The organism is Flavobacterium flavipallidum (assembly GCF_038289905.1).
Taxonomy (GTDB): Bacteria; Bacteroidota; Bacteroidia; order Flavobacteriales; family Flavobacteriaceae; genus Flavobacterium; species Flavobacterium flavipallidum.
The window spans coordinates 93,268-116,248 of record NZ_JBBYHU010000002.1 but is presented as its reverse complement, the minus strand read 5'-3'; the positions used below and the strand labels follow the sequence as shown (position 1 = coordinate 116,248).

At 34.2% G+C, this 22,981-nt stretch carries 17 protein-coding genes and 3 tRNA genes; 14 read left to right on the top strand and 6 right to left on the bottom strand.

Annotated features, from left to right (window positions below):
* Positions 1-31: 31 nt before the first annotated feature.
* The 3 genes from AAEO59_RS01870 (at position 32) to AAEO59_RS01860 (ending at position 4,295) form a co-directional block, all read left to right on the top strand.
* Positions 32-1,576 carry a DUF5123 domain-containing protein gene (locus AAEO59_RS01870; RefSeq protein WP_341699047.1) on the top strand — a complete coding sequence of 515 codons (1,545 nt, stop codon included), beginning with the start codon at positions 32-34 and terminating at the stop codon, positions 1,574-1,576.
* 134 nt (positions 1,577-1,710) lie between these two features.
* Entirely contained in the window at positions 1,711-3,183 is a 1,473-nt protein-coding gene (locus AAEO59_RS01865) for an Ig-like domain-containing protein (RefSeq protein ID WP_341699046.1), read from the top strand.
* A 113-nt stretch (positions 3,184-3,296) separates the two neighbouring features.
* The gene (locus AAEO59_RS01860; RefSeq protein ID WP_341699045.1) at positions 3,297-4,295 is read left to right on the top strand and encodes an alpha/beta hydrolase; all 999 of its coding nucleotides are present in this window, start codon (positions 3,297-3,299) and stop codon (positions 4,293-4,295) included.
* 56 nt (positions 4,296-4,351) lie between these two features.
* On the opposite strand, the gene AAEO59_RS01855 is transcribed toward AAEO59_RS01860, so the two are convergent.
* The 3 genes from AAEO59_RS01855 to AAEO59_RS01845 all read right to left on the bottom strand — a co-directional run bounded on the left by AAEO59_RS01855 (position 4,352) and on the right by AAEO59_RS01845 (position 6,606).
* Positions 4,352-4,422 (bottom strand) — tRNA-Trp (locus tag AAEO59_RS01855).
* A 126-nt stretch (positions 4,423-4,548) separates the two neighbouring features.
* The gene (gene mgrA, locus AAEO59_RS01850) at positions 4,549-5,538 is read right to left on the bottom strand and encodes an L-glyceraldehyde 3-phosphate reductase (protein ID WP_341699044.1); all 990 of its coding nucleotides are present in this window, start codon (positions 5,536-5,538) and stop codon (positions 4,549-4,551) included.
* Positions 5,539-5,586: 48 nt separating this feature from the next.
* Positions 5,587-6,606: a LacI family DNA-binding transcriptional regulator gene (locus tag AAEO59_RS01845; protein ID WP_341699043.1), complete on the bottom strand. Its 1,020-nt coding sequence runs from the start codon at positions 6,604-6,606 to the stop codon at positions 5,587-5,589.
* A gap of 239 nt (positions 6,607-6,845) precedes the next feature.
* On the opposite strand from AAEO59_RS01845, the gene AAEO59_RS01840 reads away from it, so the two are divergent.
* The 8 genes from AAEO59_RS01840 (at position 6,846) to AAEO59_RS01805 (ending at position 17,725) form a co-directional block, all read left to right on the top strand.
* The gene (locus AAEO59_RS01840) at positions 6,846-7,430 is read left to right on the top strand and encodes an RNA polymerase sigma factor (protein ID WP_341699042.1); all 585 of its coding nucleotides are present in this window, start codon (positions 6,846-6,848) and stop codon (positions 7,428-7,430) included.
* A 103-nt stretch (positions 7,431-7,533) separates the two neighbouring features.
* Positions 7,534-8,688 carry a FecR family protein gene (locus tag AAEO59_RS01835; RefSeq protein WP_341699041.1) on the top strand — a complete coding sequence of 385 codons (1,155 nt, stop codon included), beginning with the start codon at positions 7,534-7,536 and terminating at the stop codon, positions 8,686-8,688.
* A 98-nt stretch (positions 8,689-8,786) separates the two neighbouring features.
* Positions 8,787-12,101, top strand: a complete 3,315-nt coding sequence (locus AAEO59_RS01830) for a SusC/RagA family TonB-linked outer membrane protein (protein ID WP_341699040.1) — start codon at positions 8,787-8,789, stop codon at positions 12,099-12,101.
* Positions 12,102-12,132: 31 nt separating this feature from the next.
* Positions 12,133-13,671, top strand: a complete 1,539-nt coding sequence (locus AAEO59_RS01825) for a RagB/SusD family nutrient uptake outer membrane protein (RefSeq protein WP_341699039.1) — start codon at positions 12,133-12,135, stop codon at positions 13,669-13,671.
* A gap of 100 nt (positions 13,672-13,771) precedes the next feature.
* Entirely contained in the window at positions 13,772-14,761 is a 990-nt protein-coding gene (locus AAEO59_RS01820; protein ID WP_341699037.1) for an alpha/beta hydrolase, read from the top strand.
* Positions 14,762-14,920: 159 nt separating this feature from the next.
* The gene (locus tag AAEO59_RS01815) at positions 14,921-15,910 is read left to right on the top strand and encodes an alpha/beta hydrolase (protein WP_341699036.1); all 990 of its coding nucleotides are present in this window, start codon (positions 14,921-14,923) and stop codon (positions 15,908-15,910) included.
* Positions 15,911-15,913: 3 nt separating this feature from the next.
* A complete protein-coding gene (locus tag AAEO59_RS01810) occupies positions 15,914-16,726 on the top strand; it encodes a rhamnogalacturonan acetylesterase (protein ID WP_341699035.1) in 813 nt (270 codons plus the stop codon).
* A gap of 15 nt (positions 16,727-16,741) precedes the next feature.
* Positions 16,742-17,725, top strand: coding sequence for a pectinesterase family protein (locus AAEO59_RS01805; protein WP_341699034.1), 984 nt, complete (start codon positions 16,742-16,744; stop codon positions 17,723-17,725).
* Between the two features lie 187 nt (positions 17,726-17,912).
* Here AAEO59_RS01805 and AAEO59_RS01800 read toward each other — a convergent pair whose 3' ends face one another.
* The 3 genes from AAEO59_RS01800 to AAEO59_RS01790 form a co-directional block, all read right to left on the bottom strand.
* The gene (locus AAEO59_RS01800) at positions 17,913-18,740 is read right to left on the bottom strand and encodes a hypothetical protein (RefSeq protein WP_341699033.1); all 828 of its coding nucleotides are present in this window, start codon (positions 18,738-18,740) and stop codon (positions 17,913-17,915) included.
* Between the two features lie 180 nt (positions 18,741-18,920).
* Positions 18,921-18,993 (bottom strand) — tRNA-Met (locus tag AAEO59_RS01795).
* 35 nt (positions 18,994-19,028) lie between these two features.
* A tRNA-Met gene (locus AAEO59_RS01790) sits at positions 19,029-19,101 on the bottom strand.
* Positions 19,102-19,219: 118 nt separating this feature from the next.
* Here AAEO59_RS01790 and era point away from each other — a divergent pair.
* From era to AAEO59_RS01775, 3 genes are all read left to right on the top strand, one after another.
* Positions 19,220-20,107: a GTPase Era gene (era, locus tag AAEO59_RS01785; protein ID WP_341699032.1), complete on the top strand. Its 888-nt coding sequence runs from the start codon at positions 19,220-19,222 to the stop codon at positions 20,105-20,107.
* A gap of 217 nt (positions 20,108-20,324) precedes the next feature.
* Entirely contained in the window at positions 20,325-21,635 is a 1,311-nt protein-coding gene (gene der / locus AAEO59_RS01780; RefSeq protein WP_341699031.1) for a ribosome biogenesis GTPase Der, read from the top strand.
* Positions 21,636-21,905: 270 nt separating this feature from the next.
* On the top strand, positions 21,906-22,970 hold the full coding sequence (locus tag AAEO59_RS01775; protein ID WP_341699030.1) for a hypothetical protein: 1,065 nt from the start codon (positions 21,906-21,908) through the stop codon (positions 22,968-22,970).
* Positions 22,971-22,981: the final 11 nt, after the last annotated feature.

The window sequence follows — 22,981 nt, the reverse complement described above, 5'->3', positions numbered from 1 at the left end:
TTAGTCTGTGAGGTTCATTATATAAGAAATTATGAAAAAATTTATAATTAAAATAGTTTTAGCTTCCTTATTTGTTACAGGAACGCTAATTAGTTGTACAGGTTACAATGAAGATGTAATTGATATGCTGGAAGTCAATAGAGCATTTGCTCCAATACAACTTACAGCAACTATTAGAACACAAACTACAGTCGAGTTAAACTGGACTCCACGTGATAACGTTGATCATTATGTGGTCGAATTTAGTGCCGACGATCCGAATTTTACGAGTATAGTAAAAACGGTAAATGTTGATGCCTCTGAATTGCCAATAAAAATACCGATGGAAGGAGAAACAGTGTATTCTATCAGAGTAAAAGCAATAGTAAATGGTTTAGAAGATTCTAACTGGACAACAATAACCGCCACAACACTTACCGAGCAGATTTTTACCGGAATTATTGATGGTGATATTTTAGGAACTCAGGCCACACTTCGCTGGATACCTAATAGTAATGTAACTCAAATTAAACTTTCTCCAGGTGATATTACACATGTAATTACAGCTCAGGAAAAAATGGATGGTATGGCAACAATAACTGGTTTGTCAGGTGAAACAGCTTACACAGCTACATTGTATAATGGAACAAAAGTGCGTGGAGTACAAACTTTTACAACAGGTGTTGATGTTGGTGATGCAACATTAGTAAAACCAACAGATGATTTACTTCAAAAAATTGCTGATGCTACTTCAGGAGCTGTTTTAGTTTTGGAACCTGGAGATTATACCGCTCAAACAGCTACAATAACTTTGGCAAAATCTATAACATTAAGAGGTTTGAGAAGTTTTAATAAGCCATTGTTGAAATTGAACTTTCTTTTAACTGCCGGTACTGTCAATGTATCTCTAATTGATTTAGATTTATCAGGAGGGAGTACGATGACCGATTTAGTTCGTTATAATGAAGCCTCAAATAATTATGGTACATTATTGTATAGTGGTTGTAATATTCATGATTTTACCAGATCGTTGGTAGCGGCTAATATTGCTGCTAAAATTACTTCTTTTACTGTCGAAAATTCTATTGTAAAAAATGTGAATACTGCTGCAGGAGGTGATTTTATTGATTTCAGATTGAGTTACGTAGGAGATATAATGGTTAAAAATAATACTTTTAATAATTGTTCACCTGAAAGAGATTTTGTGAGAGTTGATGCAACAACCAATTTTACTGGGAATATCAATGTTACGTTAGAGAATAATACGATGTATAAAGTAAGCAATAGTTCAACGACTACTTACAGAAGAATATTCTATACTCGTTTTTCAACCCATACATTGGTTTCAAAAAATAATATTTTTGATAGCACCAATGCATTGTATGCTAATCAAAGTACAACAAGCACACCAACATTTACAAATAATAATTATACTAATACAGCTAATTTAATTACAGTTGCTGCATCACCTATCAAGTATGATGCTTCAGGGACTTCGTTAGATCCTGGATTTACAAATGCTGCAACGGGAGATTTTACCATTAGCAATCAAACTTTGAAAGATAGACTAGTAGGGGATTCCCGTTGGATTAAATAACAGTTTTTTTATATAAATATTGAATAATAAACCAAGAGGTATGTCATTGGCATACCTCTTTAGGTATGATATTCTTTTGTCTTATTTTATTGTTACAATAACAACAGCTTAGCTGTATTAACAATTAATTAATCATGAAAAATTTTTTTAAAATATTCTTTTTGCTTTTGCTTTTTTCTTGTTCTAAAGATGATGTAAAAGCTTCCGAAAATACAGATGTTAACGTGGTCTATGTTTCTTCAATTGGTATTTCAGGAACTGATATTACTTCGGGGACAACTTCACAATTAACTGCGAGTGTTTTACCTTCTGATGCTACTTCAAAAATAGTGACTTGGAGTTCGTCTGATAACAGCATCGCTACTGTTTCTTCGACAGGTTTAGTTACGGCTCTTAAAAACGGAACAGTAACTATTACGGCAACAGCATCGGATAAAAATATAATTAAAGCCACAAAAACGATAACAATTTCGTCTTTTATTACTGGGCCAACATACACCTATACCGTTTCAAACGCGACAGAATTACTGGCTGCTTTATCTAAAGTGAAGGCCGGAGAAACCGTATTTTTGAAAGGAGGAACTTATACAATGAATTCAAAAATTACTTTAAGTACTTCGGGAACTGATGGCAACCAAATTACCATTTTGGGGCAAATGGATGGAACTAGGGCGAAACTTGATTTTTCAGCAATAGGAGAAGGTTCTTCAAATCAAGGAATTGTGGTTGCTGGAAATTATATTCATATCAAAGCAATTGATGTTTATAAAGCAGGAGATAATGGAGTACAGGTGAAAGGAAGTAATAATACGATAGAATTTTGTTCGTTTTCAGAATGTTCTGATTCAGGATTGCAATTAGATAACGGAGCTTCAAACAACACAATTTTAAACTGCGATTCTTATTTCAATGCCGATTCTACTTTGGAAAATGCCGATGGATTTGCCTGTAAATTAAATGTGGGTTCAGGGAATAAATTTATTGGTTGCAGAGCCTGGCAAAATCTCGATGATGGTTGGGATGGCTATTTAAGAGGAGCGGATAATGTTACAACAACTTATACCAATTGCTGGGCTATCAAAAATGGATATTTAAAAGATGGTAGCAAAGGCGCCGGTGATGGAAACGGTTTTAAAACCGGAGGAAGTGATGACAAATTATTAAAGCATAACGGTATTTATAAAAACTGTATTGCAGCAGGAAATGTAGCCGATGGATTTGATCACAACAGTAACCGTGGTAATGTGGAAATTTATAATTGTTCGGCTTATGATAATGGGAACAATTATAATTTTAGTTCAACAAATCCTTTAGCTAAATTAACTTTGAAAAATTCATGTAGCATTGGAGCTTACGGAAGCGTAAAAGCCGATGTTTTAGATGTTACTAATAATGGATGGCTAAACGGTTTAGTTACTGATGCTGCCGATTTTGAGAGTACAGAAATCAGTCAGTTAATTCAGGCCAGAAAAGCGGATGGAAGTTTGCCGGACGTAACTTTTATGAAACTAAAAACAACGTCTGACCTTATTGATAAAGGAGTTGTAATCGAAGGGATTCCTTATCTTGGTGCAGCTCCCGATTTAGGTGCATTTGAGTTAAAATAATTATTTCTAAATAAAATCTAAACTATTCCTAAAAGCACAACTATTGTAAAAGTAGTGGTGTTTTTAGGAATAGTTTTTTTAAATTCATCCTTTCGAAAAAATAAAAAGATAAAATGGGAAAAATAAAGTGTTGTATTAAAAGTGTAAGCGTAGTGTTTTTGGGAATGCTTTCTTTTCAAAGTCTGAATGCCCAATATTTAAAGGGATTGACCAATGTTAGGGATACATCCTACAACACCAAAGCCGATTTTAAAAAAACACTGAAATACTTTCCTAAGGCTACAATGGTTCCTGAAATAAATTTTGAAAACGTAAAGCAAAAGAACGATATTACGTATTGTAGTTATGGCAAACGCAAGATGAAACTGGACGTTTTTTTTGATAAAAATGTGCAGCAAAAACAAACAGCGATTATCATTATCCATGGCGGTGGCTGGCGTTCGGGAAACAGACAACAGCATCATCCGATGGCGAAGAAACTGGCTTCTTTGGGCTATGTGTGTTTTACGCCCGAATACCGTTTGTCAACCGAAGCGCTTTTTCCGGCAGCTGTTTATGATGTTAAAGCAGCTATTAGATGGCTTCGAAAAAATGCGGCAAAATACAATGTGAATCCTGACCAAATTGTAACTTTGGGATTTTCTGCCGGTGGCGAATTAGCTGCCTTTATGGGAACTACAGGGAATATGCCTTTGTTTGAAGGTGTAGTGACTAATTCCGATTCGCAATCCCAAGTCAATGCAGTAGTCGATATTGACGGAACTTTATCTTTTGTACATCCTGAAGGAGGTGAAGGTGATGACAGCAAAAAGATTTCTGCAGGAACCTATTGGTTTGGCTATTCTAAAAAAGACAATCCGAAACTTTGGGAAGCGGCTTCGCCTTTAAGTTATGTTAGTGCTAAGACTCCGCCGTTTATTTTTATCAATAGTTCAGTAGCCCGCATGCATGCAGGACGTGATGATTTCAGAAAGGTTTTAGACCAAAACGGCATTTATTCGGAAGTACATGAATTTGAAAATTCGCCCCATTCTTTTTGTTTGTACAATCCCTGGTTTGAACCCACTATTGAGTATATCGATGGGTTTTTGAAAAAAGTTTTTAAGAACTAAATGGCAAAAAAAAAAGACAAAGCCTCAGGTGTTCTTAGGCTTTGTCATTTAATTTGCACGGGCGGAGGGATTCGAACCCCCATCAACGGTTTTGGAGACCGCTATTCTACCCTTGAACTACGCCCGTAGAAAAGGTTTGTGGGCGCAAATATAGCTTTATTTGGCTAAAAAACTAATAGCTTTTCAAAGCTAAAATCAATAAATATGATTTTTGTTTTTTAAGATGTTGTTAATCTGTACATTGAGCTTTGTTTTATTTTAAAATCAGGTTGATTTTGTTTAATTCTTCGGTGCTGAAAGCAGTATTTTCTATAGCTTTAATAGAATCCAAAATTTGTTCCGGTTTACTCGAACCAATTAATACCGAGGTTATTCTCTCGTCACGTAAAATCCAGGCCAAAGCCATCTGGGCTAATTTTTGACCTCTTTCTTTGGCAATTTTATTTAGTGCGACAATTTTCTCTAATCTTTTAGGAGTAATATGATCGGCTTTTAGGAATTGTCCGCTGGTGGCTACTCTGGAATCGGCTGGGATTCCGTCTAAATATTTATCGGTTAATAATCCTTGTGCCAAAGGTGAAAAAGGAATGCAGCCAACCTGTTCTTTTCCTAATAAATCCAAAAGCCCGTCTTCAACCCAGCGCTCAAACATCGAATATTTAGGCTGGTGAATCAGGCAGGGTGTCCCCATTTCTTTTAATAATTGAATTGCTTTTTCAGCTTCGGCTGGGCGGTAGTTGGAGATTCCCACATACAAAGCTTTTCCTTGTTGCACGATTAAATTCAGCGCCGCCATAGTTTCCTCCAGAGGAGTTTCAGGATCCGGACGATGGTGGTAAAAAATATCAACATATTCTAAATCCATTCTTTTTAAACTTTGGTCTAAACTGGAAACCAAATATTTTTTCGAACCCCAATCGCCATAAGGGCCGTCCCACATGGTATAACCCGCTTTTGACGAAATGATCATTTCGTCTCTGTGGTTTTTGAAATCCATTTTTAAAATTTTCCCCATACATTCTTCTGCCGAACCCGGAGGCGGACCATAATTGTTAGCCAAATCAAAATGGGTAATTCCGTTATCAAAAGCCGTTTTTATCAGGTTTCTGCTGTTTTCAAAATCACTGTTCAGTCCGAAGTTGTGCCAAAGTCCTAATGAAAAAGCCGAAAGTTTCAATCCCGAGTTGCCACATCGGCGGTATTCCATATTTTCGTATCGTTTGGCTGCTGGTTGGTATGTCATTTTTTATTGTTTATACGTAATCGTTTACGGTTATTATTTAAAATTTTTTTAGTTCTTTTTTGAAGATTCTCTTAGTATTAATGTTGGAGTCAAAACTCGTTTTTGGCTGTTTGTTTTTTCTCCTTTTTTCGAAATCAATTCATAAATAAGGTTGAAGGCTTCTTCGCCCATTTGCACTGTTTTTTGATCGACTGTAGAGAGTGAAGGTGTGATGTGTTCGCCAAATAAATCATTGCAAAAACCGATAATTCCAAATTCTTCGGGTACTTTGACTCCTATTTCTTTTAATTCTTTCAATGCTCCAAGGGCAGTAAAATCTTCGACTGCAAAAATAGCGTCGGGTTTGTTTTCTAAATTAAGAAAGTGTTGGACGCCTTTTCTTCCTGCTTCAATACTGATGTCGCCATTGTAAATGAAGTTATTGTCGAAAGGGATGTTGTATTGGTGTAAAGCGGCTTGATAACCCCGAACTCTTTCTGCAAATGCTTTACTGTGTTGAGGTCCGGAAATGTGAGCAATCCTGTTGTATCTTGATTTTATTAGGGATTCGGTTGCTAGGTAAGCGCCCAGATAATCATCTATACTAACAGACGAAATTCCCAGATTATCATTAGTGCGATCAAAAAAAGCAATGGGGATATTTTTTTCTTTAACCAATTCGAAATGGGAGTAATCAGTAGTGTTTTTAGAAATGGATACTAAAATCCCGTCGACTCTGGCGTTAATAAAAGTTTTGATGCCTTTTTTTTCAAATTCTTCCGATTCATTCGATTGGTAAATTAAAACATCGTATCCCTGTTGACTTGCCAGATTTGAAATGCCGTGAATCACAGATCCAAAGAATAAATGTTCGGCTGTAGGGATTAAAACACCTATCAGTTTTGTTTTTCCGGAACGTAGCGAGGAAGCCATTTTATTGGGGCTGTAGTTCATACGTTCAGCAACTGCTTTGACTTTTTTCTTGGTAGCGGCACTTATTTCTGGGTGGTTGCTCAGGGCACGAGATACTGTGGCGGGAGCAATTCCTAATTCTTTGGCAATATCGCTAATGGTGATTTTTGTTTTCATTTTTTTTCGTAATCGTTTACGAAAATAGAATTTTATTTCGAATTATGGTAATTTAATATGGTTTTCATTTTTAGAGTAGTTAAAAAGATGTTCGTTGGTTGTTTTTTAAAACGAAAGCATTAGACTGTTTGTAAGGTTAGTTTTCTGATAAAATAAAAATTTGTGTTAAATTTTTAAGATATTCGAAAATCAATTATTTATTTTTAGATTTGACGCAATAATGGCAAAATATAATCTAAATGACATTAGTTAAAGAATATACCGATATAGATCTTGTAAAGCGTCTTCAGGAAAATGAAGAAGAGGCTTTAACAATAATTTATAACAAGTATTGGGAGGTTATGTATTTAGCAGCTTACAATCTTGTTAAAGACCGGTCGGTATGTGAGGACATTGTTCAGGAGGTTTTTATTTCGCTATGGCAAAGAAGGGAAAAAGTACAAATAAAGGTTTCGTTGAAAAGTTATTTATATACCAGTACGGTTTATAAAGTCTATGATCATTTTAATAAGAATAAAAAAATGCTCAAAGATGAGTTGTTTGATGATTTTGAGAATAAAATTGAAACATCAAATCCCGAAACCAAATTAATGCATCAGGAATTGATAACGTATTTAGATGCGATTATTGAAACTTTGCCGGATAAATGCAAAGAAGTTTATAAGTTAAGCAGAGAAAATATGTTGTCTAATAAGGAAATTGCTGAGCAGTTAAATATTTCGCAGCGCACTGTTGAAGGGCATATTTCTAAAGCTTTGAAAATTATAAAAGAATCGCTTGGAGTAGCTGTGAGTATTGAGTTTATATCTTATTTTTTAAGATAAAAAAACGATATGTATAAAAAAAAGTAAAAATTTTTGCTAATTGAGCAGGTGTGAAATGTTTTTTTAGAGACTTAGTTATATAAGCACATAAAAAAACGGCTCGATGAATGTAAATCCACAACAATATATTTCAGAATTAGTCACTAAACTTCATGATGGTACAATTACCAAAGTGGAGTTAGATAGGCTATTGTATTTTTTTCTAAATAATCAGGAAACTGAAAACTGGCCTGATTATTTAGGTTCAAAAGAAGCCGTTCAAGAAAGGATTCGTGAGAAAATCCGATTGGAATTGGATTTTGATAAACAGCAAAAAATTAAAGTTGTTCCTTTCTACAAAAAAACATTGTTTAAATATGCTGTAGCTGCATCTGTAGTGCTGTTTGTTACATACACTACAGTTTTTAAGTTCCAAAATCAGGAGGAAACTATTGCTAAAGTTCTTCCTAATAAAATTGAAATTGGTACTGATAAAGCAATGTTAACTTTAGAAGATGGATCAACTGTTGTTTTAGAAAAAGGGAAAACCTATAACAATAAAAACGTAAACAGTACCGGAAAAGAGTTGTTGTATAAAAACTCTAAATCATCATCAAACAAAGTGGTTTATAATTATTTGACTATTCCAAGAGGAGGGCAGTTTGCCATTACACTGGCAGATGGTACCAAAGTTTGGTTGAATTCGGAAACCAAATTGAAATTCCCAGTCAATTTTGAAGAAGGTAAAAACAGAGGTGTTGAACTGGTTTATGGTGAGGCTTATTTTGATGTTTCTCCAAGTACGGCTCATCAAGGTGCTGGTTTTACAGTTTACCAAAAGAATCAGCAGATTCACGTTATAGGTACCGAATTTAATATTAAAGCCTACAAAGATGATTCTAATATTGCCACGACTTTAGTAGAAGGAAAAGTCGAAATGCAATTTGCAAATACGAAGCAAAAATTAATTCCAAATCAACGTGCCAACTTTGACCTTAAAACGCATAAAGTAAAAATAGCTAAGGTTGATGTTTACAGTGAAATATGTTGGAAAGACGGGGTTTTCAGTTTTGAAGACAAACCATTGGATGAAATTATGAAAGTACTATCGAGATGGTATGATATTCAGGTGGTTTTTGAAAATGAAACCATCAAGAAAGAGGAGTTTAATGGTGTTTTAATAAAAGACAGAAAAATTGATGAAATTTTGAGGTCGATTAAAAACTCAGGAATTATAAATAAATATGAATTTAAAAATAAGACTTTGATATTGAAATAAAAAAAAGAGGGGTAGTAGTTTAGATATTTAGCGGTTTCCTTACTACTTCCCTCCCTATACATTAATTAAACTATTGTTCAACTAACAACCACAAAACTATGAAAATTAATTCTATTAATTGTCGTTTTGAATTTCAAAAACGGCTTCTGTTGATTATGATGAAAACATTTCTAATCCTATTCTGTACAACCGTTTTCAGTTTTAATACTGAAATTACTTTTTCGCAGGCAAAAATATCTATTGGTGAAAATCAAATAGTATCGGTCAAAGAAGTTTTTAAAATAATTCAACAGCAAACCAACTACAGTTTTATTTATCCAAACGACTTTTTTAAAGACGCTCCAAAAGTGCAATTGAAAAAAGGTACCATTGAAATTTCTAAATTATTAGAACCAATTTTTAAATCGCGTAATTTAAATTTTGAAATCACAGCGGATAAAAATATTATAATCAAAGAAGCTTTAAAAACTGAAGTAAAAGAAAGAATCATTGAAGTAAAAGTAGCTCAGGACATAAAAGTTTCAGGTAAAATTACTGATGAGAATAATCAGCCTATTCCCGGAGCAAGTGTGCTTGTTAAAGGAACTCAAATAGCCACTCAGACTGATCTAGACGGTAAATATTCCATAAAAGTTCCATCAGAAGAGAGTGTTTTGGTGGTGTCATTTATAGGTTATGGAACCAAAGAAATAAAGACTAATAAACAATCGGTTATTAATTGCCAACTTTTGCCAGAAACCGCTAAACTGGACGAAGTTGTTGTTGTAGGATACGGTTCCAGTAAGCAAAAAGACTTGACAGGGTCTGTTTCTTCAGTTAAATCAGAAAACTTTAATAAAGGACCACAATTGAGTGCTCAACAGGCGATTCAAGGAAAAATGGCCGGTGTTGTAATCGCTCAGAATAGTGGAAAACCAGGAGGTTCTAATACGGTTATTATCCGTGGAGGAACTTCGTTAACAGGAACAAATGATCCTTTATACGTAATTGATGGTGTGCCCATTTCTACTACCGCAGGAGTGAGTTCGGCAAATATCAGAGGAAATGGAACTGACTTTTTTGATCAGGAACCTACGAATCCTTTGATGACAATCAATCCAAACGATATTGAATCAGTAACGGTTTTAAAAGATGCTTCGTCAACAGCTATTTATGGTTCGAGAGGAGCTAATGGGGTAATTGTTATTACTACTAAAAAAGGAAAATCAGGTAACCTAAAAGTAAACTTGGATGTTACAGGAGGAATTTCGACAGTTTCAAAAAAATTAGATGTATTATCCGCTGACGAATACAGAAAAATTAATACGGATTTGAATTTGACTTTTTCTGATTTAGGAGGAAACACTAATTGGCAGGATGAAATTTACAGAACCGCGAAAACACAGGATTACAATTTATCTTTTTCAGGAGGTACAGACAAAACAGCTTATAGAGCTTCATTAGGCTATGGAGATCAGGAAGGTGTTTTAATTGGGTCGGCATTACAAAGAGCAAACGCCAGAATTAATGTTAATCATACTGCACTTAATGACCGATTAACATTTGATTTAAAAGTGAATTACGGAGAAACATTTTCTAATAATTCTCCAGTATCTAATACAGTAGGTAGTGAGGCAGGGACAAGTATTAACTACGAATCCTATGTTTTCAACCCAACATATCCTGTGTATGATGCTAATGGAAATTACAACCACGTTCCTCCTTATAGAATCAATCCGGTTTCTTTTTCGAATGATGTTTTAGATGAGGTAAGAAACAATCGTTTTATAGGAAATTTATCTACGACCTATAAGATTTTCAAACCTTTAAGTTTTAATGTGAATTTGGGTTACACCAATCAGACTATCAGTAGAAATTCATATGTGAAAAAATCCAACCCATTGGGTGAGGGAATGGGCGGTTATGCGAGTGTTCAAAAATTAGGAGATTACAGTAAATTATTGGAAACAATTTTAAGATATGATGAACAATTTGGAAAACATAGTGTCAATGCTATTGCGGGGTATTCTTATCAATACTTCCTTAATGAAGGAATTCGTAATGTAGTTTCCGGATTTTTATCAGACGAATTCCGTTGGTATAGTTTACAGGCTGCCAGTACTAATCAAGGGGTAACTTCATTTATGGGAAGTAATAAATTGATTTCGATGTACGGTAGATTGAATTATAATTTTGACGATAAAGTTTTGCTTACAGCAACAGTTAGAAAGGATGGTTCCAGCCGTTTTGGTTCAGGAAATCAATGGGGGATTTTCCCTTCAGGGTCTATTGCCTGGAGAATTTCTAACATGGAATTTTTTAAGTCAAAAACAATTACTGATTTAAAATTAAGAACCAGTTATGGTGTTACAGGAAATCAGGAAATTGGTAACTTAAATTCGATTACAAGATTAGGTGCAACCTCTGCCGGATATATTGTAGGAGGTCAGAGAATTACAACTGTTTTACCATTACAATATGCTAATCCAGATTTGAAATGGGAACAAACAGCTCAGTTCAATACAGGTATTGATTATACTTTGTTAGGAGGGAGAGTAAGAGGTAGTATCGATTATTATATCAAGAAAACAACGGACCTTTTATTACGTATTCCAGTACCATCACCAACAGCTGTTAGTACCCAATTGGCCAATGTAGGAAGCGTACAAAATAAAGGTATTGAATTAGAAATTTCTGCTGATATCATTAAGAAATCCGATTTTACTTGGAGTACTTCTATTAACTATACCCGAAATAGAAATAAAGTTTTAAGTCTGTCGAATAGTTTATATAAAGGAGATAATATTCAGGTAGCACCATTACAAGGGCAAGGTTTAACAGCGGGTATTTATGCTCAGTTAATTCAACCGGGATTGCCTGTGGGGACTTTTTACGGACGCGAATTTAAAGGAATCGAGAATGGTGTTGAAATCATCGATCCTGAAATGAAAGTAATCGGTTGTGCTCAACCTGATTTTACTTTTGGTATTACAAACTCATTGACTTACAAAAGATTTTCATTAGGATTTAACTTTAGAGGATCTGTTGGTAATGATGTATACAATTTGACAGCAAATAACTTAGGTTATTTAAGTAATCTTCCTGGTCGAAATGTATTTAAAGAAGCAGTTACAAGTGGTGTCTTAAGAAGTCAGCCAAAACAATATTCTTCCAGATGGATTGAAGATGGTTCTTTTGTGAGATTGGACAATATTACTTTAGGTTATGATATCGATCTTAAAAATGTTCCAGCAATTACTAATGCAAGGTTGTTTATTACCGGACAAAATTTATTGTTGTTTACTAAATATTCCGGTTTAGATCCTGAGGTGAATTCAGATGTTTCAGCTACCGGAATTGCTCCTCTTGGTGTGGATTATTTAGCTTATCCTAAAGCTAAAACAGTAAGCGTTGGTTTGAGTTTGTCGTTTTAAGCATAATTTCAATTAATAAAATACTACTATCATGAAAATATATAAAATCAAATTAATATTGTGTTCATTCGTTGCTTTGCTTTGCATGCCTGGATGTACTAATTTGGATGAAGAAACATTCGGAAGTTTATCACCTGATACTTATTATAATAATGAAGCTGAGGCGCTTTCTTCTGTTGTTGGAGTTTATCAGTCATTGTCACAAGTTGTTCATATTGGAGATCCTTGGCGTATTGCCGAATTTGGAACTGATGAATTTATCGTTCCAGGTAGAGCCAGTGGAGGTTGGTTTGATCAAAATAACATTGATATAATAAATCATACTGTTGCCCCTACAAATGCGACTTGCGGAAGAGCATGGAAAAATATTTTTCAGGAAATAGGTGTTGCTAATGCTGTTTTGGAAAGTTTACAGGCTTCTCCAAATAGTGGTAATCTGAAAGCTTTAATAGCTGAAACGCGTGCTTTGCGTGCTTATGGTTATTTTTATGCTATGGATTTTTGGGGGAATGTACCTTTAGTAACTGTGGCCAGAATTGATCCTAATAATTTGCCTGGTAATACTCCACGAAAAGATGTGTTCACTTTTATTGAAACAGAAATGTTAGCAGCAATAGAAGATTTACCTTCGATTACTACTGTCAATAAAGCAAGTTATTATCCAAGATTTACTAAAGAGGCTATTTATGGATTGTTAGCAACTATGTATTTGAATGCAGAGGTTTACACAGGAACTCCAAAATGGACAGAAGCTGTTGCAATGTGTGATAAAATTATCAGTACGAATAAGTATTCTCTGGAGGCTGCTGTAGTTGATAATTTTAAAGCTACTAATGAGAAAAATTCAACAGAGATTATCTCTTCATTCTCAATTGCTCCGGCACAAAATGCAGGTGCTAATCAGTTTATTTTGTATACTCAAAACGGTTTAGATAAATTAAAATATAATTTGCCATTTACTCCGGCAAATGGATACAGTACGTATCAGGAAGCGCTAGATAGATATGAGAATCAAGATGTGCGTAAATCATTGATTGAATATGGACCACAATATTATTTGGATGGTGTCACTCCTTTGGCTTACCCAAATGGAACACAGTTAAATATCATTGCAGTGCAAAGTTTAATTAGTGCAGAGGATAATGAAGGTTACAAAGTTTTGAAATATACTCCTGTAGGAACTTCATGGTCTGGCTTTAATGCGGATAATGATTTGGTTTTAATGCGTTATGCAGATATTTTGTTGATAAAAGCTGAAGCTTTATTTAGAGGGGGTACTACTACAATTGCTGATACTCCATTAAATTTGATTAATACAGTAAGAGGAAGAAGTAATGCTTCTGTTTTATCAAGTTTAACATTGAAAAATATTGAAGACGAAAGAGCCAGAGAATTGATTTGGGAAGGGCATCGTAGAAGAGATATGATTCGTTTTGGTACTTATTTTACCGGAACTTGGGCATTCAAAACTACACAAACAGAAACTTTCAGGGGCTTGTATCCAATTCCTCAGGAGCAGAGAACAGCCAACCCAAAACTAAATCAGAATCCAGGTTATCCTGAAAATTAATATTTAATTTGGTTAGTAATTAAATTGTTGCCCCATGTAGGTGTAGATAATTCTAAACTACATGGGGTTTTTTCTTAATTTGATTTTGTAAAATAGCAATATGAATTTTAGATGCCCATTTCTTGTAATGTTGGTCTCAATATTATTTTTAAGTGAAGTATATTGTCAGTCTTATAAAGGTGTTACTGGAATAAGTGACACTTCTTATTCTACTAAAAACGCTTATAATCATGATGTAAAAACGCATCCGAACATTAAGATTGTTTCTGAATTTCATCTTGAAACAGTAAAAGAAAAACGAAATGTTGTTTATTGCGAAATTGGAAAACGCAAACTGAATCTAGATGTTTTTTATAATGCTGATAAGTCATATTCTAAACAAACGGCGGTTATTGTTATTCACGGTGGCGGTTGGCGTACCGGAAGCAGAACACAACATTATCCAATGGCTCAAAAGTTAGCCAGTTTAGGTTATGTGTGTTTTACACCGGAATACCGTCTCTCAACCGAAGCACTTTTTCCGGCAGCAATATTTGATGTTAAGTCGGCTATACGTTGGGTTCGAAAAAATGCTGTGGCTTATAATTTTGATCCTAATAAAATTGCCATTGTTGGTTTTTCGGCTGGTGGAGAAATGGCTGCTTTTATGGGAACAACGGCGAATATGCCGTTATTTGAAGGAACTTCTTGTAACTTAGACGCAAAATCCAATGTGAATGCAGTTGTTGATATCGACGGAACTTTATCATTTGTACATCCGGATGGGAGGGAAGGAGATGATTCCAAAAGTACTTCGGCAGGAACCTATTGGTTTGGTTATGCGAAAGCAGAAAATCCAAAATTGTGGGAAGCGGCTTCCCCATTGAGTTATGTAAGCGCTCAAACACCACCAACGCTTTTTATTAATAGCTCCGTACCCTGGATGCATGCGGGTAGGGAAGATTACATCAAAGTTTTGGATAAAAACGAAATTTATTCTGAAGTAAAAGAATTTGAAGAAGCACCACATTCTTTTTGTTTGTATGAGCCTTGGTTTAGTCCTACAATTGAATGCATAAATAATTTTTTAACTAAAGTTTTCAATAAATAGTACTATTGGTGTTTGTGAGAAAGACAAAGCTTTTAACCATTTAGTTATTTAAGAAAATTAAGATTTGCAGTTTTCTTAACTTTCTTAATTGGCTTAATGGTTTAAAAAAATAATATTCACAATGTTTCCAGTAGAAATAATAAATAAATTTTCAATGTTATGAAGCAGTTTTTTCAAAATGTATTTTGTGTAATTCTTCTTGTTTCTTTTGGTGCCAATGCGCAGCAAACCACGATTAAGATTCCAAAAGATACTTCTTTTACGGTAAAAAATGAATTCAAAAAATACCGAAAAAATTTCCCAAACATAAAACCGGCTAAAGATTCTTTGCCGGGAAATGTAAATGAAAGTCGGAATTTGGTTTATACAACACTAAAAAATACTCCTTTTGGAGATAGGGATTTGCATGTTGATGTTTTTTCGCCAAAGAAAAAAGGAAAATATCCTGCGTTGATCATGGTGCACGGCGGAGGATGGAGAGCAGGAGATAAAATGTTGCAGGTTCCTTTAGCTCAGAAATTGGCAGCCAAAGGAATTGTAACCATCTGTGTGGAGTACCAATTGTTGCAGGAAGCCAAATATCCAGCAGCGCTTTACAATATAAAATCGGCAGTGCGATGGACACGCGCCAATGCGGATAAATTCGGAATTGACCCGGATAAAATTGCTGTTTCAGGTTGTTCGGCAGGAGGACAATTGGCATTGTTAACAGGACTTACAAGCGGAATTGAATCGAAAGAAGGAGATCAGGGGAACTTAGGTTTTTCAAGTAAAATTCAGGCTATTGTAGATTTGGATGGAGTGGTCGATTTTATGGCGCCTTTGTCTTTGAATTTAAATCGAAAACCAGACTCGCCAGATGTGGAATGGTTAGGAGGTACTTTTTATGAAAAACCAGCGATATGGAAAGAAGCTTCGCCTATTTTTTGGGCCAATGAAAAATCATGTCCTATCATGTTTATCAATAGCGGTTTTCCAAGATTTCATGCCGGTCAGGATGAGCTAATCGGAATGATGAAAGATTGGGGAATTTATACCGAAGTGCATAAATTTGATATTCAACTCCATACATTTTGGTTGTTTCATCCATGGATTGATCCAACGGCTACTTATATCAATGATTTTTTAAATAAAGTTTTTAATAAATAATACATGAGAAAATTTATAATCCCTGCAATTGGTGTGCTAGCCAGTTTTACAATCATGGCTTTTAGTATACAAAAAACGAATGCAACCACTGTTTACTTAATCGGCGATTCCACAATGGCAGATTATGCCAATAATTACGAACCGGGCAAAGATTACATGAAAACCAGATATCCGGTTACGGGATGGGGGCAGGTTTTTCAGCAGTTTTTAGTGAAAGACAGCCTGCAAAAAGTAAATAAATTGATAAAAACCCAAAGTGCAGTTGTTGATGACCGTGCCAGAGGAGGTCGCAGTACGCGAACCTTTTTTCAGGAAGGAAGATGGCGGGCCGTATTTGAAAATCTAAAAAAAGATGATTTGGTGTTGATGCAATTCGGACATAATGATGCTGCCGAAGACAGAACCGAAAGATATGTTCCTATTGAAGGATATAAGGAGTTTTTGAGATTGTTTGTCAGTCAAACCAAATCCAAAGGGGCTCAACCTATTATTTTGACTCCGGTTGCCAGAAATTATCCTTGGGTAGATGGAAAATTGCAAAACGTTCATGGTTTATATGATCAGGCAGCCAAAGATGTTGCTCAAGAATTGAATGTGCCTCTTATTGATTTGAACAAAAAATCAATGGATTTTTTTACTAAAAAAGGAGAGACTTTTTCAGCCGAAAATTATTTTATGAATTTCCCGGCGGGTAAATATGAGGCTTATCCCGAAGGGCAAAAAGACAATACCCATTTTCAAACAAAAGGAGCAGTTGAGGTTGCCAGAATGGTTTTTGAAGGAATGAAAGAAATAAATGCTACTTTTAAAAAGTAATAAAAGATGATTTTTATGAAAAATAGATTTCGATTCCAGTTTGTTTTATTGTTGCTATTTATGACACAATTGTTTGTTGGTCAGACAGCAAATCCTGAAAAATACAAATACCAGTTTGTTGTAGCCAAAGACGGCAGCGGCGAATTCAAATATATTCAGGATGCCATTGATGCGATGCGAAAATTTCCTTTAGCTCCGATAACTTTGTATATCAAGAACGGAGTTTACAACGAAAAAATAGAATTGTCTGCAAATAATACCGATGTTACTTTTATAGGCGAAAGTGTCGATAAAACGATTATTACCTATAATGATTATTCCGGCAGAGGCAAAATGGGGACTTTTGATTCGTATACCGCTAAAATATCCGGAAATAGATTCAGGGCTGAGAATATTACGTTTGCTAATTCGGCAGGTAGAGTAGGACAGGCGGTTGCCTTGTATGTTGATGCCGATAAAGCGGTTTTTAAAAATTGTAAGTTTTTGGGAAATCAGGATACAATTTATAACGGTGGCGAATATTCAAGACAATTTTTTGTGGACTGCCACATTGAAGGAACTACCGATTTTATTTTCGGACCAGCTACAGTGGTATTTAAAAACTGTATCATTTTTGGAAAAACAAATTCGTACATAACCGCTCCCAATACGCCAAAAGACAAAGAGTTTGGTTTTGTTTTTCTGGATTGCAAAGTAATTGTGAATGAAGAAGTGGATAAGCTTTACCTTGGCCGACCTTGGAGAGCCTGGGCAAAATCAGTATTTATAAAATGCGAATTGCCTAAACAAACCGCCGTAGAAGGATGGGATAATTGGGGAAATGCTGAAAATGAAAAAACGGCCTATTTTGCCGAATACGAATGCACGGGCGAAGGTTTTAAACCAAAAGAAAGAGCAGCATGGACGCACCAATTAAAAAAATCAGAAGCCGAAAAATATACGCTTAAAAATATTTTAGGGAATGTAAAGTCTACAGAAAAAGAATGGTACGAGTTGTAGTATCGCTTTTTTGAAATCAAAATCAGCCGCAGGGATATTCTTGCGGCTGTTTTTTGTTATTCTATAAATAAAAATGCTCCTGATTTCTCTCAAGTTAATTAGTAGTGGGAAATGGACGATTCTTGAACCATTTTTTGATGATTTAAATGGATAATCTTTGTGTAATTTTGACTAATATCCTAAAAAACTATTCTTTTTTAAGAATCTTTAGGTTTTTAAAATTATCTAGTAATGTTGTAAGCATATAAGCAAAGAAGAAAGAAGTAATTACCTGAAACAACTGAATTATTTGTGTAGCTCTACCAATAGGTTTGATATTACTAAAAAGAAATATTGTTACTGAATCCAACCAAATATCAGCATAATGTGTATTTAATGTTGGATTTTTTAAATTTTTTTTAAGCTCTATACTTTTGTTGTATTTTAGATGAATAGCTTTAATAATACTTTCGTCCGTTGTTCTAACACTAGCTGTTTTTTTTGAATTTTTATCATAAAATATTACATCATAGAACTGATAATCCCTTTCTCTATCTTGAGGTCGCATTCCAATTGATTCGGGATCAATAATAAAAAAACCACTTTTATAATGATACTTTTTTCCTATTAGTGAATCAACGATGCTTAGATTTTGAATTTTAGTAGGAAGTTCTTTTGAAATTTTAATTAATTTATTGACATCTTTATAATCATCAAGTTGTAAAGTAATTTCTCTTTTTCTATGTTTTAGATAATCTTCGCTGAAAGTGTAATTATTACTTGTGTACTTAAATAAAATTTCATGAGACAATGGAAAGATGATAAAAAGAAATGTGCAAAGTAGAAAGAAAAGTGAAGTGTTGTTATATATAGAGGAATATTTAATGAATAATACTCCTATTATGAGAAATAATATCAAATAAAAAGAAATATTAAAGAAAGTAGATCCGTCCGAAATTATAACTACAAGAATTCTATAAATTAAAAAAAATAGAAGTGCAACAGTAAGTGAATGGTCGTTTTCTTTTTTTTTCATATTTTTTTTAAACTTACTTTTATAAATGATTTTCAATTGATAATAAGTACGAAGATAAGCTAATTGTTTTTGGTTTTATGAAGAGTTTTTAGTGAAAAAGTTGGGGAAATATCTCTGCATTTTATGGAATAAAACTTGTAAAAAACAAAAAAGCCTCAGATTTCTCTGAAGCTTTCTTAGTAGCGGGAACAGGACTCGAACCTGTGACCTTCGGGTTATGAGCCCGACGAGCTGCCTACTGCTCTATCCCGCGATGTGCGTTTTGTAATCTTAATAAGGCTACCTTAGTAGCGGGAACAGGACTCGAACCTGTGACCTTCGGGTTATGAGCCCGACGAGCTGCCTACTGCTCTATCCCGCGATGTTTCGGGTGCAAAGATACAAATAAATTCTACATTTACAACGATGAATTTTAAAAAATCTTTTTATTTCATCTATTGGCTTGATATGACTACCTTTGCAGCATTAAATTAAATAGAATGACAGCACATAAAGCAGGTTTTGTAAATATTATAGGGAATCCAAACGTTGGGAAATCAACTTTGATGAATGCATTTGTAGGGGAAAGATTGTCTATTATTACCTCAAAAGCGCAAACTACCCGTCATAGAATCCTAGGAATTGTAAACGGTGAGGATTTCCAAATGGTGCTTTCAGATACGCCGGGAATTATTAAACCGGCATATGAAATGCAGGAATCGATGATGGATTTTGTAAAATCGGCTTTTGAAGATGCTGATGTGTTGATTTATATGGTCGAAATAGGAGAGCAGGAATTGAAAGATGAAGCTTTCTTTAATAAAATTATCCATGCTAAAATTCCTGTGTTATTGTTGTTGAACAAAATTGACAATTCGAATCAGGAACAATTAGAAGAGCAAGTTGCTTTTTGGACGGAAAAAGTGCCTAATGCGGAGATTTTCCCGATTTCTGCCTTAAAGAATTTCAATGTACCGGAAGTTTTTGATCGAATTATTTCGTTGTTGCCGGAATCACCAGCTTATTATCCAAAAGACCAATTAACGGATAAACCGGAACGTTTCTTTGTGAACGAAATTATCAGAGAGAAAATCTTATTGAATTATAACAAAGAGATTCCTTATGCCGTAGAAATTGTTACGGAGGAATTTATTGAAACTGATACCATTATCCGAATTCGTTCTTTGATTATGGTAGAACGTGATACGCAAAAAGGAATTATCATTGGTCACAAAGGAGCCGCTTTGAAAAAAGTAGGTGTGGAAGCCCGTGAGGATTTAGAGAAATTCTTTGGAAAACAAATTCATATTGAGATGTACGTAAAAGTGAATAAAAACTGGAGAAGTAACGCCAATATGTTAAAACGATTTGGGTATAACCAGAAATAGTATTCAGTGTTCAGTAATCAGTTTTTAGTAAACAGTTCAACGCATTTTAAATACTGAATACTTAATGCTGTATACTGCAAACTAAAAGTGTACCTTTGCAAAAAATTTAAATAAAGCATTTTAGATTTTAGGTGATTCGGTTTTTAGGAAACTAATAATTTGAAATCTAGAATCTTAACATCGCCCTGAGCTTGTCGAAGGGCTAAAATTCAAAAAAATGAATAACATTGTTGCGATAGTAGGAAGACCTAATGTAGGGAAATCAACCCTTTTTAATAGGCTGATACAAAGAAGAGAAGCTATTGTAGATTCAGTATCTGGGGTTACCCGCGATAGAAACTATGGTAAAAGCGAGTGGAATGGAAAGGAATTTTCGGTAATTGATACCGGAGGATATGTGCGTGGATCGGAGGATATTTTTGAAGGCGAAATTCGTAAGCAGGTAGAATTGGCTATCGATGAAGCCGATGTGATTATATTTGTGGTGGATGTTGAAGAAGGCATCACACCAATGGATGAAACGGTGGCGAAGTTGTTGCGTAAAGTAACAAAACCGGTTTTATTAGCCGTAAATAAGGTTGATAATGCCATGCGTGAGAAAGATGCGGTGGAATTTTACAACCTTGGTTTAGGCGATTATTACACATTTGCCAGTATTTCAGGAAGTGGAACAGGGGATTTGCTAGATGCTTTGATTGAAGCTTTTCCAGAAAAACCGGAAGTGGTAGAAGAAGAAAAAGTATTGCCTCGTTTTGCAGTGGTAGGACGACCTAATGCGGGAAAATCAAGTTTTATCAATGCCTTGATTGGTAAAGACCGATTTATGGTAACTGATATTGCAGGAACGACTCGTGATGCGATTGATACAAAGTTTGACCGTTTTGGTTTCGAATTTAACTTGGTCGATACTGCCGGAATTCGTCGTAAGGCTAAGGTAAAGGAAGATTTGGAATTCTATTCGGTGATGCGTTCGGTACGTGCGATTGAGCATGCTGATATTTGTATCTTGGTTATCGATGCGACCAGAGGATTTGAAAGTCAGGACCAAAATATCTTTTGGTTGGCACAAAAGAACCGAAAAGGTGTGGTGATTTTGGTAAATAAATGGGATTTGGTTGAAAAAGATACCATGTCAACTCGTGATTATGAAGAGAAAATCAAGAAAGAATTAATGCCATTTACGGATGTGCCTATTCTTTTCGTTTCGGCGTTGACCAAACAACGTTTGTTGAAAGCGTTGGAAGCTTCGGTTCAGGTGTTTGAAAACAGACAACAACGTATTCCAACTTCTAAATTCAACGAGTATATGTTGAAGGTGATTGAGGCTTATCCGCCACCAGCAACTAAAGGGAAGTATGTGAAAATTAAATATTGTATGCAGTTGCCATCACCAACGCCTCAGTTTGTGTTTTTTGCCAACTTGCCTCAATATGTAAAAGAACCTTACAAACGTTACCTAGAAAATAAAATTAGAGACAATTGGGACTTTTCAGGAGTGCCAATTGATATTTATATCAGAGAAAAATAAAAATGAAAATCCCGAGCCATCGGGATTTTTTTATGGAGTGAAATTAAAGTTCAGGGATTTTTATTCCTGGACTTTTTTTGTAGTATTTATTGTCTGTTATCGGATTTGCGTGTTTTTTGTAGGATTTGTTTGTTTAGGAAAAATTGTATGATTATGTTTGAGGAAATAAGTGTTAATACAATCAAACAAAGTCAATTCTATTTACGTTGATTGGAGTGGTTTTATAACACATATAAACTAGTTGGGTGATATGAACGAAAAAAAAAAGAAATGAATAAAAACAAATTTTTTAAATTTTTTTTAATTTCACTAATTTCTATAGTGTTTCTTTTTCTGATTTTAATAACATTTAATTTAGCTAACGAAACAGAAAATTGGAAATTTCTTGGACTAGATTTTAATAATAAATACGAAATCATTTCATCTTACGGTTCGTTAATTGGAGGAATATTATCATTTTTATCAATCTTATTTGTTTTAATTAGTTTAGTACAACAACAGGAACAAATTAGAAATGAGAAAGATGAAAAATTAATAGATGAAAAAATAGAACTTTTAAATAGACTAAAGCTTTTAAGTAGTTTTTTTACATCTGCAATTGATAACATTGAGTTACAAGGAAAGCAAATGAAACAGTTCTTTGAAAAAGAAAAAGAATTTCCTTCACAGATGAATCAAATGTATTTCACAACCAACAAAAATTTCTCAAGGGTTATTGATTTAGATTCAACATCTATTTATAAAGCTATTAACTATAACTTTAAAAACAATAATGATTGGGAGAAAATTTTTTTAAACATATATAGTATTTTTGATTTCTATTCAGACGCTATATTAGAACTCAAAGAAAAACATCAATCACAAATAAATTTTAAAGTTGAAGAGCAGAGAAAAATAAGCAATGACTTAATGCAATTTCTAAATCTTGGTGCAAATTTAGTTGATGAATATAAAATCAATATAGGAGAAAGTTATTTAGACCAACCTTGGTCAAATTTAGTGAATGAGTTTACGCCTGAATATTATAAATATTTGGAAGAATGCGTTGAAAAAAATGAACCTACGGATTTAAGAACTATCTCAAATCTTTACTTGCTACCATTTTTAGAAAATGCAATGGATATAAGACAAGAATATGGTTATGACAATTTCGGAAGTAGATCTTTAGTAAACTTATCCTCTTACATCAGAAAAAGAATTAATGAACTAGAAGTAAATTGCGTTTATTATGCCGAAAATATTGAAAAACAATACAATGAGTATTTTAGTATTGAGAATGATAATTCTGAAAAATTGAAAAAATACAAAAAGCTATTTGATGAAATTCAAAACTAAATAAAATCACA

Coding starts and splice junctions, on each gene's coding strand:
- AAEO59_RS01870 (WP_341699047.1), top strand. CDS start 32: ATGAAAAAATTTATAATTAAAATAGTTTTAGCTTCCTTATTTGTTACA.
- AAEO59_RS01865 (WP_341699046.1), top strand. CDS start 1,711: ATGAAAAATTTTTTTAAAATATTCTTTTTGCTTTTGCTTTTTTCTTGT.
- AAEO59_RS01860 (WP_341699045.1), top strand. CDS start 3,297: ATGGGAAAAATAAAGTGTTGTATTAAAAGTGTAAGCGTAGTGTTTTTG.
- mgrA (WP_341699044.1), bottom strand. CDS start 5,538: ATGACATACCAACCAGCAGCCAAACGATACGAAAATATGGAATACCGC.
- AAEO59_RS01845 (WP_341699043.1), bottom strand. CDS start 6,606: ATGAAAACAAAAATCACCATTAGCGATATTGCCAAAGAATTAGGAATT.
- AAEO59_RS01840 (WP_341699042.1), top strand. CDS start 6,846: ATGACATTAGTTAAAGAATATACCGATATAGATCTTGTAAAGCGTCTT.
- AAEO59_RS01835 (WP_341699041.1), top strand. CDS start 7,534: ATGAATGTAAATCCACAACAATATATTTCAGAATTAGTCACTAAACTT.
- AAEO59_RS01830 (WP_341699040.1), top strand. CDS start 8,787: ATGAAAATTAATTCTATTAATTGTCGTTTTGAATTTCAAAAACGGCTT.
- AAEO59_RS01825 (WP_341699039.1), top strand. CDS start 12,133: ATGAAAATATATAAAATCAAATTAATATTGTGTTCATTCGTTGCTTTG.
- AAEO59_RS01820 (WP_341699037.1), top strand. CDS start 13,772: ATGAATTTTAGATGCCCATTTCTTGTAATGTTGGTCTCAATATTATTT.
- AAEO59_RS01815 (WP_341699036.1), top strand. CDS start 14,921: ATGAAGCAGTTTTTTCAAAATGTATTTTGTGTAATTCTTCTTGTTTCT.
- AAEO59_RS01810 (WP_341699035.1), top strand. CDS start 15,914: ATGAGAAAATTTATAATCCCTGCAATTGGTGTGCTAGCCAGTTTTACA.
- AAEO59_RS01805 (WP_341699034.1), top strand. CDS start 16,742: ATGAAAAATAGATTTCGATTCCAGTTTGTTTTATTGTTGCTATTTATG.
- AAEO59_RS01800 (WP_341699033.1), bottom strand. CDS start 18,740: ATGAAAAAAAAAGAAAACGACCATTCACTTACTGTTGCACTTCTATTT.
- era (WP_341699032.1), top strand. CDS start 19,220: ATGACAGCACATAAAGCAGGTTTTGTAAATATTATAGGGAATCCAAAC.
- der (WP_341699031.1), top strand. CDS start 20,325: ATGAATAACATTGTTGCGATAGTAGGAAGACCTAATGTAGGGAAATCA.
- AAEO59_RS01775 (WP_341699030.1), top strand. CDS start 21,906: ATGAATAAAAACAAATTTTTTAAATTTTTTTTAATTTCACTAATTTCT.